Raw genomic sequence first — 15531 nt, forward strand, 5'->3', positions numbered from 1 at the left:
TTCTCGTGACGCTGCTCTCCAGAGTTTTTAAAAAGTCAGAGTTCCATTCATTCATCACACACTAGTTTAGAATTATTGGTGAAGATGTTACGAGTGGAGATAGTGCGTACTGAAGCGGGTTATAGAAGTTGAAGGAAAGAGACTTTTTTCTTCAAGTCCCTAAACTGAATAAAGGATTTAGAAAACTCACAAATGACGTTTTACTCACGTTTTACTGCTGACTCAATCATTTCAATGCACGTAGCCATCAACAAGAAGCTTGGCTCTACACAACACGGTATGTTATTCGCTTACGAGTACAAAAAGCTTGGAAACATGTGGGCATTAGCAAAGCCAAGTGAGGTAATAGATGTGATCAAGTCAAGTAAGTTGAAATTAGGGAGGGCTAAGAGCAGGATGAACACTGAGGTCAAGGTAGAAGTCAAGGGAGAGGTGGAATTGCCAGAACCACAAGGACTGAGCTATTGCCTCTCACAGTGCGTACCAACACTTTTCGGCAAAACTTACTTCACAGTGAAGAAATTACATGAACAGAAAGTGATCATAGGTGACACTTCAGTTTACACTGGTTGGTTCACCAACGACCACATGTCAGGGCTAAAACCAGTGTTCAAGACGTTGAGCGAAGGGACTTTAGTTTTCGTCGAGAATAAGGGAGAGTACGACAAGTTACTCCCAGCTGGGCTTAACTTTATGGTGAGCATAGAAGACCTGAGGTCACTACTCGATAAGGTGAGGGTTAATGGGTAAAATGGAAGTATACTTGTTTAAGTTAAAGTTCAACACCCCATATGGTCTGAGAGTCGGAGGGCCTAAGGAGAGCATAGACACTTTGACAGCCCTGAGAATGGAGGGATATTACGTGATCCCGTGGAGTAGCTGGAAGGGGATCTTCAGAAGGGCTACAGAGATACTTTTCGCTAGCGAAAACCACTTCAAAGAGCACAGAGAGGAGAAAGTCGATAATCAGAAAGTCGAGGAGTTACTTAAGGCTAGGGGGTTTACGTTGGAAGAAGTGATGAAGGCTAAGAATCTAGAGTCAAAGTCAGATGAATTACAGAGGTTCATCGCAATGCTCAACTGCCCAATAGAGAGGTTATATGGTAGTGAGTACTTCGCTTCTGCAGTGACTTTCTCCGACACGTTAATAGACGCGGGGATCAACTTGAGGACACACGCAGTAATCGACAGAGTGACCGGAGGAGTGAGGGAACAACACTTGTTTAAGGAAGAGATAGTAGATGTGAAGAGCGTAAGCGCAAAGGTTATTGTCAGGGATGGGATTAAAGAGTGGTTAGAGACCTTAAAGTTTCTGAGCCAAGTAGGGACTTTCATAGGTGGTGGGAAGTCGAGAGGAATAGGTTATGCCGCATTGGACTTAAAGGAGAGCGAGTACGCTAAAATTGACAGCCTCACCGGAAGGCCTAAATTCCAACCGTTGAGCGACATTATTAAGGGATAGTTACTCTTTTTTTCTTTCTTTCTCCTACTTCTTGTCCTACTCCCACTCTTTTTACCACAGACCAGAAATCTTTCAGTTCTTCCTTATTTCGACGCAAGGAGATATTTCATATAAAATTCTTGACTTATCTTTCAGTTCTTCCTTATTTCGACATTTTGGTCAAAGATAACAAATGTCTTGTGGATGTCTTTCAGTTCTTCCTTATTTCGACTTCTTTCTAAGCGTTTTTCCGCTACGTGGTTTTAATTCTTTCAGTTCTTCCTTATTTCGACCGGTTCTGGAGCTACAAGGCACGCAGGAGAATAACTTTCAGTTCTTCCTTATTTCGACAGAGAGAGTGAGTTGGTATGAAAAGAGAAAAGTTCTTTCAGTTCTTCCTTATTTCGACCGTGCCTCGCCCCTACGTCCTTTCTTTCCTTCATTTTACACTATTCTCTACTAGTAGTGTAGAAATAGTAAGTAATAAGCGTTGCTTTTCAACAGTGATTAAGGGGGTTAAGTGTAGAAACTATCATTAACCCCTTATTTTTACGTACTTGTTTCAACAGTAAAATTAATAACCCCTATTTAAACTCTGTAGAAGTCGTAAATCGGGTTAGGCTGTTTTCAACAGTAAAAATGACATCTGTTTGACTAGAATTTTTACTCCTCCCTCATTTTGAGGAGTATAAAATGATTATTAACAAATAAAAAGACAAGAACAGTACTAGACTTTGAATTCACAAAGTATTTTTCAAATTAATCTGAGATAATTTAAACTATCTAATAAACCTTTCTATTAACGTGTGTAAAGTGTTTGTAGAATAGAAGAATAATGCTAAGAGTAGATGATTTTTAATTTATACAAATAGAAAATTCTTATAATTCTACTAGTTTTTCCTTTTTTCACGTAATACTGGTTTAGGAAATTAGTATAAGTTTTCTAGCTCGGTATTATTTCTAGCTTACTATTGCCTGAGCTTGGATGTTTTCTCACCTTACCTACCAGTATTATTTCTAGCTTACTATCGTGGCAGATTTTCAATTTGGTTGAATATTTTCATGTAGTATATTGACTTCCTCAATCGATTACCGTTTAAAGAGAGGGAAGAGTAGTGGTTATGTAGCTTCTTAATAATAAAATAGGATCATTTTTCATAGCACGAAATAGTAGATCCCTTTTTATGTTCTGTCATGCGAATGCTCAAACTCAGTAGTTAGCCGTTTGGCTCGAAGGATTACTTGTGGAGTGGTTGAGGTATAGGGACAAACGTGATGGTATGACTACACAGTAACTAGTTAAGCTGTTAAGGTATAGTACAGCTATGCAGTGTCAACACTCCACTGTTAGCTGGCGTTACACCCCTTCGTGGGTGCTACTCCGTGTAGTGAGGGTCTGATTACGATGACTTATTGTCAGCAGGGAGTAATCAGTATAACTTGACCGACGGGACTTTATTACAAGTTTGCCAAAACCACCTAATGACTTGGTGATAAGTTTATTGTTGACTCAATTCTGTTTTGATTTGATTTTGCTCTTCCTCCTCTCGTTTGACAACTTACTGGCTTAGCGGTTACGGTGGTCACTCCTATATAGTGTTTTTCCCTAGTAAATTTGCGCGTTTGACAGCTTTCTATACTGAGATGACCCTAGACACCCTTAAGGCAAGTAAACTCGCAATAGGACTGATAATTGAGCTACTTGCCATATACGTTATAAACAAGTAGAGAACCCTCTCTTGGCTGGGGATGAAACCGTGGATCAAAGGTGCTATGAACCCGTATGTGAAGAACGGATGGACGAAGGAGAATGCGAAACCTAGTAATATCCCTTCTACAATGGCTTTCAAACTCTGCCTGCTCACGTCACTCTCTAAGACACCGAAGAGGTTTCCCTTAGTCAGGAATATAGCGACGTCCATGAACAGGCCGTAAGTCAACGCGTCCTCGATGAGCCATAAGGGTTCGCCCTCGAAACCGAAGTGCAGAATATCGCTTATGAGGTCGTAAGTTGTAAATACTGCCATTCCACTCCCCACTTTCCTTACTAAGGCGATCACGATGAATGACGTTATGATCCTGAACCAGAACGGGGGGTTAATAATAGGGTAAATCCCGTTGGGTAGGAATATCATATCGCCTATCGTGTGGTCGGCAATTGCAACAAAGGCCCCTCCTATACCGATGTAGACCAAGTCCAAGGTGGTAAACCTGGGCTTACCTTTCCAGACTATTAGTCCAGCTATTATCCCGGCTATGATGAAGTAACCTAGGACTATTGGTAATGGGGTCATTCCGGGCTTGAGTGATATCATATCTTCCTCCCCCTGATAAGTAATGAACCTACCACCACGATGACTATGGCGACTACTATGATTGTCATGTAGGGTAAGAGGGAAGGTGATTGTATTTTGGTGGTACTGTAGGTAGTCTGTGGTGGGGGAGGTGAGAAATAAGACACCTCGTTAGAGGCGTAGTCCATGACGTAGAGCTGGTGGTTTTGGGGATCGTAAACTATGCCGTTAGGTGCGTTACCCACGGTGACCAAGGCTACTATACTTCCGTTTATCAAGGCCACTTGGTCGTTGTTATGTGCTAGGGATATAGCCACTAAGCCGTCATATGGTATATAGACAATCTGGGAGTAACCGTTGATCCCTGCATCACCTACCGGTAGCGTTGTGATGGCTATTACTTTACCTGTAGTGGCATTGAGGAAGAACACTTGCTGGTCGTAAGTGGCTACAGCTATCTCGTCTGGGGGTACGAAAGTCATTGTGTCCATTCCACTCTCGTTGAGAGTGAAGTTGTAAACGATCTTAAAGTCTTTTAAGGATATCCCGTAAATCACGTTTGTAGCCACGTCGTAAGCGAGGCCCTGAGGTGAGGGCATTACTGTCACGTTGTGTACTATTCCGTTTTTGATGAAGTAGACCTTGTTACCGTCTGAGGCGGTGACTATTACGTACCCGTCAGCGGAACAAATCTCGGGGAACTTACCCGTATTGGGTAGTCTGAAAACTTTTATGACATCCCCGTTACTGTTGATTTCAGGGCCCTTTTGGTAGACGATGTAGAAGTCGCCATTGCATTCGGTTACCTTGAACGGGACTGCTGGGGGGTATGAGGGCAAAGTGATAGTCTTGATTACGGAGTTATTAGATATTACTTGGAGTTGGTTTGCGCTTTGGGCTACTATGTATATTTTCCCATTATAGTATACACCGTAGGAGGGACCTGAGGAGGTGCTTATACTCGAGACCGTTATAAGAGTTTTAACCAGCTTCATTAGTCCCTTTCCCCGAATTATATGTATGGTCATATATATTTAAACTTATTCATAATATTAATAAACCGTAAAAATTATAGAAATTTAATCCTTTCTGGGTTGTGGTGTTTTTCTAGGTTATGAACCTGCAAGCGAGGGTTCCATCCTCATAGTTCCCACCATAGGTTGGGGGATCTAGCTCGAAGAGTTAATGCAGGGCTTTAGTTCATAACGTCAGAGAGGGAAGGAAATCTAGTCACTTAGAGCGCCGTACTAGAAATAATTGAACTGCTTTACTTTCTAAAATTGACTATGCATTTGCGAGGCTCCCCTTTTAGAAGACGCTGGAGTTAGGGGAAGTATGTTTTTATGAAAAGGGTTGTGTTTAAATCTGTACAAATATTGTTTGTGGTCATAAAGAAGAAGGTTAGAATATAAGGAGTTGAAACATCACTTATAACTGAAATAAACAAAAATTAAGTTTGACATGAAATTAAAAAGAGAAAAATATAATAATGGAGCTACTAATACATTTTTAATAAAGTTATTAAACATTAATAATAAGCGGTTAAACACTGTTAGAATTGATTGAACATATATTGAACATTTTACAAGTATATTAACATATACTAACTAAAGAAAAACTTATTCTTAAGTCCTTACCATATTATACACTCTTTAAAAATTTCCAAAAAACTGTTTGACAACGATATAAGACACTTAAGGAGTCACATTTAAATATTAGTTAATTATAATTATCAATTATGGAAAATGTACTCAGTGTTTTCATGTTGCTCATAGCGACTATAGTTATTGCTCTAGTAGTTTTTGCCATAACAGCTGTCTTCTCTGGGTTTATAGCTAATAGTTCGGCTATTTCTAGTTACGCTAGTGATGTAGCTCAAGGTTTATACATCAGCAAGACTGTAGCTGTAAGCACTGGAAATTATTATTCTATAGTCATAGTACCTACTGATTTCAACTATAATGGGACTATATATTTAACAGCAGTTGCAGTAAACCCATCACTGTACGGTAGCAACCAGATTTCACCATACCAAGGTAATTTTACAGTGGAAATTAACGGTACAATACCTACTAGTACTCCTGTCACGCTCTATACAACTTCTTTACATGAGTTATATGCGGGTAATGTCCCCATTTGGAAAAGTGTTACGGGTGCTACCCAGTTAGTAAGTATCCCTAATGGTTATGACGCAATTGTTTGGATTTTTATCCCAACTCAGAAGGGTTTGGTGGAGGTGGGTTATGTATGGCTAAAAGATTAAATAAAGGGTTATCTGAAATAATTGGATATCTTATACTACTAGTTCTATTAATTGCAGTATTAGTACCCTTAGGACTTTATTTACTATCACTTCCAACGCAACAAGCCCAGGCACAAGAGAGCGCTAGTAGTTATAAAAATCTTGCTGAACAGCAACTTTCTGAGTTTCAGCTCGTGTATAATCCTACAGAACCCTCTCCCGCCCTACCTCCATTGTATTTAGCTTACACTAACGGTAGGTTATATATTATATTTACCAGTAAGACAAATCCTCCTATACCAGTTGTGATTAAATCTTATTTAATAAATTACAATAATTCACAATGGCTCGTGCTGCCAACGCACTTAATAGTAAATTTAAGTGAAGCTAATGCAACTTATGGTTACGATAAGGCAATAGAAATTCCCTTAGCGTCAATTTACAAACTTGATATTAGTAAAATAGTGACTGTTGCAGTAGTCACCCAATATGGTAATATAATCTACGCCTATCCACCGACGTATTTATCCTTATTAAATCTAGCGGGACTGCTGAAACCAACGCTAGCGTTCATTTCAGTAGTTCCCAAGTCATTGACGGTGATACAAAAGCCGCAATTCGAGCAAGTTCCATTGCCTAATAATGGAGAACCATTAGCAAAGTTCTTGGAGCAGTACGGAGGCACAGTGAGTTTTAACGGGCTATTTGGGTCTCCACTCTTGGCCGCTAGCCCAGGAAATAAAACACTTGAATTGGACTTGAATTGGTATGGTCCTATAGGGTTCACTACTAACTCATTATTCCCAACAAACTTACCAAATCCACTTGCTAAATTTAACGGATATTTTAACGGCAGTTTTACTAACGCTTATCTCGAAATTTCGGGTCAGCTAAGCGGATATTTCGTTTCACCCAACTCAATATCGTTAAACGGAAAGGCTCAAGGTATAACATTAAGTGGTGGTTTCATTAATGCGACGCTAAAGGACTTAGTAGGTTTCACTGGGAATATAAGTTTCTTACCCGGAAGTTACTACAATTTCCAACTCCCCCCAACGTCTCAATTTACCCTATCAAATGCTAAAAATGTAAATATAGTAATTGTAAATGTTTCAGTAAATGGTGTATTTAACGGTACCTTCAAGGGGTATGTTAATGGTAAACCTGAAACTTTAAAGGGTAATAATATAAAAATTTCGGGATTTATCAGTAATGGAACGTTAGTAGGCAATATCAATACAATGTCGTTTAACCAGGTTTATATCAGTCAACTGTTAGGAGTTCAGTACCTATACCTAGGAGGATATGTAGCCGGAAATATAGGGGAAGTAGGAGAAATGCGATTAAACTCAGTTATAGCAAGTGCGAGTATTAGCAGTTCTAAAGTGAGCTATTTAAACGCATCATCAGAATTGACCCCATCCATGATTTTGCCACCAACGTCTTCTTACAACGTCAGTGTCGATCAGCTGAACGGTGAGGCAATTGTTAATGGTGCTAGTGGTAGTGTTACAACTAGTAGCAACACAGAAGTAGTATTTTACCAAAGTTCTAGTATACTTAATCCAGGTCTTTCAGTTCAAGTTTTCGATGGAACTATAGATGGTAATCTATATTTCGAAGCTCCTAACGAGTACATAAAACTAGGGAGTGGACTTTCATTCGACATATTATCTATTAATCCTAGGAATATCAATAACAATAATGGGTATATAATACCTGGTCCGTCATCTTCGGGTGAAGTCTCGATTGTTACTCCAATAGTTTTGAGATTGCAATTTGAGGTCGAAAACCCAACTAATGTAACAGAAGTATTTACAAGTATGCCCGTAGCATTAAAACTTTATGAGTACTATTCAATTGTTAATACACCTAACGAACAAGCCTTCTATGTAAACTATCTTGGAGTTAGTGATGTAATTTTAAATCCACCTCTAGTAGTATCCCCACTACAAAACGTAACTAAAACGATTACAATCTCAATACCTGTTACTGGGATATTAACACCTAATATTCAAAATATTAATGACGCATCTGTTCTAAATAGTGGTCAAATAGAATATATTGAAATGAACATTGGTTTAACTACATCTAATGGGTACACGTTTACAACAGAAATAATAGTGACGCCTTATGCTGTTTACACCTATCCCACTTCATTTTCATAAGATACACTTTTTTTAAAGGTTGAAAGCCCCCACCTTTAGGGTGGGGTCGAAATAATGATGAACTGAAAGAAGAAGATGAGAAAAACTATTGTGTAAACCGTGTAAAACAGTTGAAATAAGGGAAAGGAAAGTTTTCTCTCCTATCTTGTCTATTCTCAGTATCGTGTCGAAATAATGAAGACTCAAAGATGCAGTTTATCTTGATCACCAGTTATTCTGAGTTGTGGGCAAGGTAGGCTCGTAAGGCTTATGGTGATATCTCGTTGTTTTGTTTACAAGTAGTGTTTTCTCCTTTTGCTGGTCCATTTAGTAGTTTACGAGTATAGGGGCACCTTGGTGAGGAAAAAGTTATATTTACTAAACTAATTTTCTCTTGAACCTAAAGGATTTTAGTACCCTGGTGATTTGAAAATTGTTATAATCTCCTCATGACCCCAGAACTTCTCGATCGAACAATTTTTAAGAGCTGAGCAGTAATATGGATGATGTTTATAGGCTTATTCTTTCTACCTCGATGAGCGGTATAATTTGGGGGGCTAACACAGTAGTAGTATCGTTATACTTACTCTCCCTTCACTACTCTCCCTTGTTTATCGGAGTCCTGTTTACTTTATCCATCTTAGTCTCGTCTGTAGAGGGCTTTATATTCTCGATATTAGGGGACTTGTACGGGAGAAAGAAATTCGCTTTGCTAAGTAGGGGTCTATCGGCTGTATTCATTTTCCTCTTTTACCTGAAGTTCGTTTACGCATACATCTTTATGGTAGGGTGGGGTAGTGGGTCGTTGATCAGTGCGATTATAGCTGATAAGGCTAAAAACCTTGAAAGAGTTTATAGCTATCAGACGTCTTTAAACATCCTTTTCAGTGTTCTCGGCTCTTCACTCCCTTTGTTCTTAAGTTATAGTCAGATATTCCTCTTAGAGTTTGTGGTTTCCTTAATTTCCTTTTCGCTTTTGTTCACGGTAAGGGAGGATTATAAGGGGAAAATTAAGTTAATTAACTTAATTAACGTAATTAAGTTATCCTCACTTCCCACAATAAGTAAGTTTTTACCGGAAGCTTTGATCGGATTTGGTGCGGGGCTGATCCTGCCCCTTATGTCCTTATGGTTCAGGCTTAGGTTTTACGTAACGGCGTCAGATATTTCACCGGTTTTCATGAGTTCTCAGCTGACGTTAGCCCTTGCGGTAATTTATTCCTCAAAGCTATCTGAGAAATTGGGGATGGTTAAGACAATAGTTTACACTCACGTTGTTGCAACGCTACTACTCTTCGTCCTCCCCTTCTCACCAACGTTTTTTGTAGCTTCAGTAATATACGTCCTGAGAAATGCTCTGATGAATATGGCTTCACCAGTCTTAGTGATGAGTCTTATACCTAGGGACGAGAGGAGTAGGGCGAGTAGTCTTATCCAGTTAATTGATTCTCTACCGAGGGCTTTTGCACCTTCCTTAGGAGGTTATTTATTTAATAAGGGGAATTTGGTTTTGCCCTTTTTGATAACCGGGGCTTTATATTTCACCTCAACAATCGTATTTTACAGCCTTTTCAGGAACGTAAAGAGGTGAAGGTCATAGGACTCTTCATTTGAAACGGGAATTCACGAAAGTTAACTCTCTGCTATCATTTCCAAATGCGATCCCTTGTAATCAGTTGAAGTTTAGTTATGATTTCTCCTAAATTACACCTATTCAGCAGTTTATCATGCTAACACGTTGTAATGTTAAGAGTTGAAAACCTACCTAGTATGAAGAAATGCGCCAATCTACTACTGATTTGGCTAAAAACTCAAAGAGTCTTAGAAGAAAGAGATTCACTCGCGTTTTTCCCTACATGAAGGTAATCTCTCTGCTTCTCACTTGACAGTAGTGTCTTATCTAAATTAAGCAAACTGTCCCACTTGTTATTTAAATATTGAAAATGATAACTTCTATTTATGAAAATTCTCTTCGCGCCGATAGGAGATCCTAGTGGTTATAGGGAGGTAGAGTAATGCTGTCGAAATTGAAAGCGAAGGAAAAGAGGTGAAATGCAAGACAAAGGCAAGTTTCAAAGCTATCCAAAAGGCTTTAAACATAGATAAGGTCGTAGTTTATGCCGGGTTAAGTCTTTGTAAAGACACTAGTAAACCGGATCAATCGTCACTATACCTTGAGTGTTCAAATGAGGTTAAGAGGATTGTGGAGAAGGAATTGCAACTCCAGGGGGAGGATGTTCTGGTAGCACCTAATGTATTCGGAAATAAAGTCAGGCAGGTGGACGGAAAGACTACCCTATACTTTAACTACGTGTACTATAACTCCCTGAAAATCCTTGAGGAGAATAATCCTGATGAGGTTTACATTGACATAACCCACGGAGTGAATTATATGCCATTATTGGCTACGGAGGCAATAAAGTTAGCATCTTATGTTTATGCAATTGATAAAAAGAACTTGACAATTAGGATTTACAACTCGGAGCCAGTAATAGGAAAAAGCGAAGGACCTTATCACATTAGCAAGGTATTTGAGGAAAAGGTTAATACTAGAATTTCCCTGCTGGCTGTTCTAACTCCCTTCTTACAGAGTAACATAAAGAACTTGATAATTAACAAATTGTCCAAGGAGCTGAAATGCGACAAGGAATTAATACTTCCTTCAGCCAACGCACTGTTTTCAGGGATCTTCCTATTCCTATTAATGAATAAGAATGAAATAATGAAGTGCATGGAAAGCGTGGAACAGAGGATTAAGGTGTTAGATTACGGTCAACCGTCAATTAACTTAGCTTTGGAGGGAACCACTTTAGTATATAAAGACAAGATGGATATAGAACTCAGCTACCTACACGCATTGTTAAAAGTACTCAGCAAGATAATTGGAAGTAGAAAAGTTGAAGAAAATTGCGTAAAGTTAAGTGATATCAGGGATTTAACTGAGAAATACTATACGTCTGAGCTAATTAGGTCAGCAGTATTGAACGAGATTGATAAGCTAGAGGGAAATAGGGACAAATTAACTTCTGAGCCCGAAATTTTTAGCTGAAATCCTGCTGGAAGAGAAGGTAAAAGAATGTGAGCCTAACAAGCGTAATCTATTTGCCCACGGAGGGTTTGAGAAAAATGTTACCTACATGTGGAAACGTGATAATGAAATTTGTGTTAGTTATCGTGACTGCTTAGAGAACGTGAAAAACATCTTGAATGAGATTACGGAAATCAAAATTTTAACCTTTCAGTTCTTCTTTATTTCGACTTTATAGAGGATACGGTAAGAAGGCCTATAGTCACTTTCAGTTCTTCTTTATTTCGACAGAAAAGTTAGAGACAAGCAAAATTATGGAGTTAACTTTCAGTTCTTCCTTATTTCGACGAATGCAAATATATTGATGATATTAAATGAAATAACTTTCAGTTCTTCCTTATTTCGACTAAGAGTTCTAAAATACGAGTTCGATGCTCAGCACTTTCAGTTCTTCCTTATTTCGACCAATCCTTCTGTACCGGAGGTATACCGCCGGTGTCTTTCAGTTCTTCCTTATTTCGACTTAACGGTGTATATATTATATTATAATAAAAGTCCTTTCAGTTCTTCCTTATTTCGACCGTTGTAGCTCCTCAGGCTTTTCTTGCAACACCTCTTTCAGTTCTTCCTTATTTCGACGCTGTTATGCTCATTAGCAAATCCATTTTATAACTACTGAAGCGTCGACTACTGCCAATTCTTGACACGCAACTCCCTAATTGTCTCTTCTGATCTTCTGCCTCCGTAATTAAGGAAGAACTCATGAGACCTCAATGAAGCCTCATTAATCCTTCTTTTTCTTTTCCTCTTCCTCAATTACTTCCTCTATTTTTCTCCTTATTACTTCACTCCAGTTTATGTAGCTTAGCTCGTCCATTTTCCTCTTTAACTTTTCATCAATCCTTATACTTATTGTTGGCATAGTTAATGATCAGTAGCGTAAGTTACTAAGATTTAAGATGCATTTACAGCATACTCCCCGATCCTACAGAGTATTTAACACAGTTGGACACGAGTTGCAAAAGTTTGTTCGTAATCAGATTTTTTTAACAAAAACTTTAGGAAAATCTTTAAACCACTCCTTGCGCAAAATATTAACTCTCAGAGAAGAAATAAGATATTTACGTAGTTTAATATCGAATTTATTGTCATGTCTTAGACTTCCGTAAGGAGTCAGAGAAAATAAATATCATCGTCTATGTTACCAATTTAATTTATTAGTTTAGAATGAGAGACATAATCAATGAGTTACAATGTCGAATTGGTCGGACTGGAAAAGTTGAAAAAAGGGTCACTTTATTACATATTCTCCACATTTCTAGAAGCAATTTTCGCCGCGTTATTTGTTGTAGCTATATCAATAGGTTTCGGGGCTTCAATTCTTACAGTGTATAACTCTACATCAGTGTATAACTCTACATCAGTTCTAACGAATTCTTCAAGTTCAGCTGCACTTTCAATATTTGGTATAGCTATAATTCTCTTCATAGTAGCCTTAATAATTGGAATTCTGGGTATAATTAATTTGAGGTCAGGCTTTTCTCTTCTTTCTGGTGTGAGCCAGAGTGTAAGTGTAGGGAAGACTGGGACTACTTTGTGGATAATTGCATTATTATTTTCTTTCTTATTACCAGTGTTAGTAATAGGTCTAGGTATAGCTGCTTCATTAAGTAGTGGCTCAGTTTTAGTCGGTATATCGAGCTCACTCGGCGCAATCTACTTACTAGATTTTATAATCACCCTCTTTACTGTTACGGCTAACATCTTAATAGGCATTGGTTTTTATAATGTCGGGAATTTATACGGGTCTACTACCACTAAGGTTGGAGGGATACTAATAGCGACGTCGATCTTAGCGTTCATAGGGTTCATACTGACTTACATTGGGATGGGAGAGATAATAAGGAAGGTTAGGAGCGGGGTGAGCTTAATGCAAGGCTTGAGTCCACAACCCGTTAATGCTCCAATAGTGATTTACCAATCCCAACCTTCAGGTACTATAAGCCCTAACGGTGTCCTAACTTTCCAAGTTTATTCAAATGTGTTAGCTCAACTACTTTCAGCCACTATTGAGGGGTTGAACGTAAGTACTAGCTCCTTTAATCCACAAATAATACAACCTAATCAGCCTGTTAATGTGGTAGCTTACTTTAACCCATTACCTATAACTCAAGGTGTTATGTACAGAGTGATAGTTACTGCTTCTGCAGGAGGGACGATCATTAGATTTACAGTTAACGCTGTGGGTACACAATCTTAGAAGGCCATAATTTCTTCTCTGATTTCTTTCTCACTCATCATAGCTATAGCCCTCACGGGTGAGCCGTCAACCCCTACAATGTTTAAGGGTAAAGCTTGGAAGTACACGAAAGACCCTACCAACCGCTTGAGACAAGTTTTCAACAATGAGTACTTCATTGCGTAGTAGGAGCTTGTGTACATCAGTGTCTCCGATGCTAGCTGACCTCCTCCCCACCCTAAAGGGCGGGAGTTCCCGCCAGAGCGGGGAGGTTTGGAGCCACATTTTTTTGATTCAGCCTCGGGCTGGGTCTTCAACCCATTACCCCTATCCCTTTTGCGGGGACTCGGGGTTATGGAGATTCCTCTCACAAGGATGTTGTATGCTGCTGTCAAGTCGGCATTGAACACTTTGCCCAGTTTTGTGCACTTGAATAGTCCTCTCAATATCCTTTTTCCACAGTCTTTACCGTGTAGAGGACATGTTGAAGAGGTATACGACTCGGGCACAAGCCGGATTTCCATGCCCTCCTCTTCGGCAACTTCTTTGAGCCTCTTCAGAATGTAGCCATACATCCATATCCTCTCAGTGTACTCATTACCTTTTTCATGGGCAATATCATGTGGAAGCCCAACCACAACAGTGCCTATTCCATGTTCCCTCAACCATCTATAAAGTTTCCTGATCTGGCGGTCTATATAGTTCTTCATCTGCATCTTCGCCTTTCTATGCATCAATCTAAGTCTTCTGCTTGTTCTGAGCCCGCTCAGCAAGGATTGGAGCATTGATATCTTATGTTTCCAATAGAACCAGATCGACTTGAGAGGTCTGCCGTTGAAAAGAGCACTAACATGCTTTCCATCAGAGGTTATGCCATAGACTGCGAAGAGGTTGTTAACCCCAAGATCAATGCCAGCAATACCAGAGCCTGGGAGAGGCAGAGGGACTGTTCTCCAACCATCACTGTATAGCTTTTCTGTGCCGTAGAACTGCATATACGCATACCACTTCTTTCTATCTATATCATACCTCAGCATCAGCTCCCCTCTCTCGCCACTCCAGTGAACCCTTCCCTTAATTTTCAATACTGCTCTCAGCCCAAACGCTGGAACGCCCTTGATGATGATGGTATCACCGCTCAACTCCCACTGTCTAGACTTCAGCCTTATGAATGGTATTCTCCTTTTGCCACTCTTACTATAGCCTGGCGGGTTGACCTCAAACCAACTCGGTAACACCTCTTTTTCCTTAAGCAGCATAAAAAACGCTCTCCAGTTATCATCGCTCAAGTTAAGCACTGCCTGCAAAGTGTTCGAACCGAGGAGGCAATGCCCATCGGCGGTCTTGTACTCATCTGCATACTTCCTATATACCTCGTTATATGTTTGCCTCATAGCCTCAGGCGTCAATTCCTTGTCGAAGAACAGTTTTCTCCGCATGTAGTTTATCTCATTATAAGCCATTGCGAGTATGTTTGCGATAGAGAGCAGAACGTCATGAATCCGCTCATCTACAATAATCTCAACTATTACAGTCCTCTTCAAACCCTTCTTCCTAGTTCTCTTCCTCGGCATTGTCGTCACCTCTCTTTCTCTGCTGTTCTATGTATCTCTGTATTGTTTCTTCATTCACATGTCCAACCGTTGAGACGAAGTACTCCCTAGTCCATAGCTTACCATCTCCAACTCTACTCCTCAGCTCCGGGAACTCTTGCATTAGCAGTCTCGCTGATTTACCCTTAATGTGCTTAATTATCTCTGCGGGGGCGAGGCGGGGAGGGCAAACAACAAACAGATGAACATGATCAGACGTAACTTCTAGTGCTTTAACTGAGCAACCTAAGTCCAGTTCTGCTATTTGGACTATTAGCTCCTTTAGTCTCTCAGCGACTGAATCTACTAAGATATTCTCTCGATATCTGGGAATCCATACAAAGTGGTACCCGCAGTAGTACTTTGCGTATCTTGTGCTGTAGTATTCGTCTGAAGCCCTCTCCAACCTCGCCCCCCGTACAGTCTAGGGAGTTCAAACTTATAAGTGTTTTATGTCCTTCCTCCCTTAACGGGGGACTCATGATAAGTTTTTATACCCTTCCTCCCCGCTTTTAAAAGCGAGGCCTCCGGGCATATCTTAATGGTGA

Annotated in this window: 11 protein-coding genes, 2 pseudogenes and 2 CRISPR repeat arrays; of the genes and pseudogenes, 8 read left to right on the forward strand and 5 right to left on the reverse strand. The window is 39.7% G+C overall.

The genetic code is table 11. The features are described 5' to 3' along the window. Positions 1-192: 192 nt before the first annotated feature. Positions 193-750 (forward strand): hypothetical protein, encoded by a 558-nt coding sequence (locus D1868_RS06635; RefSeq protein WP_156006747.1) that lies wholly within the window; start codon positions 193-195, stop codon positions 748-750. Then, positions 743-1462, forward strand: a complete 720-nt coding sequence (locus D1868_RS06640) for an RAMP superfamily CRISPR-associated protein (RefSeq protein WP_231112322.1) — start codon at positions 743-745, stop codon at positions 1460-1462. Before D1868_RS06635 ends, D1868_RS06640 begins: the two co-directional genes overlap by 8 nt. A gap of 69 nt (positions 1463-1531) precedes the next feature. Further along, a CRISPR array of direct repeats spans positions 1532-1850; the repeat unit is 24 nt; unit sequence CTTTCAGTTCTTCCTTATTTCGAC. A gap of 1225 nt (positions 1851-3075) precedes the next feature. Here D1868_RS06640 and D1868_RS06645 read toward each other — a convergent pair. Both D1868_RS06645 and D1868_RS06650 read right to left on the reverse strand, forming a co-directional pair. Continuing rightward, entirely contained in the window at positions 3076-3756 is a 681-nt protein-coding gene (locus D1868_RS06645) for a hypothetical protein (protein WP_156006749.1), read from the reverse strand. Continuing rightward, positions 3753-4730 (reverse strand): YncE family protein, encoded by a 978-nt coding sequence (locus D1868_RS06650; RefSeq protein WP_156006751.1) that lies wholly within the window; start codon positions 4728-4730, stop codon positions 3753-3755. Before D1868_RS06650 ends, D1868_RS06645 begins: the two co-directional genes overlap by 4 nt. Positions 4731-5473: 743 nt before the next feature. On the opposite strand from D1868_RS06650, the gene D1868_RS06655 reads away from it, so the two are divergent. From D1868_RS06655 to D1868_RS11330, 5 genes and pseudogenes are all read left to right on the forward strand, one after another. Beyond that, positions 5474-5998, forward strand: coding sequence for a hypothetical protein (locus tag D1868_RS06655; RefSeq protein WP_156006753.1), 525 nt, complete (start codon positions 5474-5476; stop codon positions 5996-5998). Then, positions 5983-8145, forward strand: a complete 2163-nt coding sequence (locus tag D1868_RS06660; protein WP_156006755.1) for a hypothetical protein — start codon at positions 5983-5985, stop codon at positions 8143-8145. The genes D1868_RS06655 and D1868_RS06660 overlap by 16 nt, the downstream gene beginning before the upstream one ends. Before the next feature lie 478 nt (positions 8146-8623). Then, entirely contained in the window at positions 8624-9715 is a 1092-nt protein-coding gene (locus D1868_RS06665; RefSeq protein ID WP_156006757.1) for an MFS transporter, read from the forward strand. 456 nt (positions 9716-10171) lie between these two features. After that, positions 10172-11173, forward strand: coding sequence for a CRISPR-associated CARF protein Csx1 (csx1, locus tag D1868_RS06670; protein WP_196770217.1), 1002 nt, complete (start codon positions 10172-10174; stop codon positions 11171-11173). Between the two features lie 7 nt (positions 11174-11180). Beyond that, positions 11181-11240, forward strand: a pseudogene (locus D1868_RS11330) (TM1812 family CRISPR-associated protein); the annotation flags it as partial. 119 nt (positions 11241-11359) lie between these two features. Further along, positions 11360-11791: a CRISPR direct-repeat array (repeat unit 24 nt; unit sequence CTTTCAGTTCTTCCTTATTTCGAC). Positions 11792-11839: 48 nt separating this feature from the next. Here D1868_RS11330 and D1868_RS06675 read toward each other — a convergent pair. Then, positions 11840-12074 (reverse strand): annotated as a pseudogene (locus D1868_RS06675) (hypothetical protein). 321 nt (positions 12075-12395) lie between these two features. Here D1868_RS06675 and D1868_RS06680 point away from each other — a divergent pair. Further along, a complete protein-coding gene (locus D1868_RS06680; protein WP_156006761.1) occupies positions 12396-13412 on the forward strand; it encodes a DUF973 family protein in 1017 nt (338 codons plus the stop codon). Here D1868_RS06680 and D1868_RS06690 read toward each other — a convergent pair. After that, positions 13409-14965, reverse strand: a complete 1557-nt coding sequence (locus D1868_RS06690; RefSeq protein ID WP_196770218.1) for an RNA-guided endonuclease InsQ/TnpB family protein — start codon at positions 14963-14965, stop codon at positions 13409-13411. The two genes, D1868_RS06680 and D1868_RS06690, sit on opposite strands and share 4 nt — an antisense overlap. Further along, the gene (gene tnpA, locus D1868_RS06695) at positions 14946-15389 is read right to left on the reverse strand and encodes an IS200/IS605 family transposase (protein ID WP_156006765.1); all 444 of its coding nucleotides are present in this window, start codon (positions 15387-15389) and stop codon (positions 14946-14948) included. The genes D1868_RS06690 and tnpA overlap by 20 nt, the downstream gene beginning before the upstream one ends. Between the last annotated feature and the right edge of the window lie 142 nt (positions 15390-15531).

This window comes from Stygiolobus azoricus, from assembly GCF_009729035.1.
Lineage (GTDB): Archaea > Thermoproteota > Thermoprotei_A > Sulfolobales > Sulfolobaceae > Stygiolobus > Stygiolobus azoricus.

Excerpts from the sequence above, each read along its gene's own strand:
- D1868_RS06650 (WP_156006751.1), bottom strand. The coding sequence starts at position 4,730 with ATGAAGCTGGTTAAAACTCTTATAACGGTCTCGAGTATAAGCACCTCC.
- D1868_RS06660 (WP_156006755.1), top strand. The coding sequence starts at position 5,983 with ATGGCTAAAAGATTAAATAAAGGGTTATCTGAAATAATTGGATATCTT.
- D1868_RS06680 (WP_156006761.1), top strand. The coding sequence starts at position 12,396 with ATGAGTTACAATGTCGAATTGGTCGGACTGGAAAAGTTGAAAAAAGGG.
- D1868_RS06655 (WP_156006753.1), top strand. The coding sequence starts at position 5,474 with ATGGAAAATGTACTCAGTGTTTTCATGTTGCTCATAGCGACTATAGTT.
- D1868_RS06635 (WP_156006747.1), top strand. The coding sequence starts at position 193 with ATGACGTTTTACTCACGTTTTACTGCTGACTCAATCATTTCAATGCAC.
- D1868_RS06690 (WP_196770218.1), bottom strand. The coding sequence starts at position 14,965 with ATGCCGAGGAAGAGAACTAGGAAGAAGGGTTTGAAGAGGACTGTAATA.
- D1868_RS06640 (WP_231112322.1), top strand. The coding sequence starts at position 743 with ATGGGTAAAATGGAAGTATACTTGTTTAAGTTAAAGTTCAACACCCCA.
- D1868_RS06645 (WP_156006749.1), bottom strand. The coding sequence starts at position 3,756 with ATGATATCACTCAAGCCCGGAATGACCCCATTACCAATAGTCCTAGGT.
- D1868_RS06665 (WP_156006757.1), top strand. The coding sequence starts at position 8,624 with ATGGATGATGTTTATAGGCTTATTCTTTCTACCTCGATGAGCGGTATA.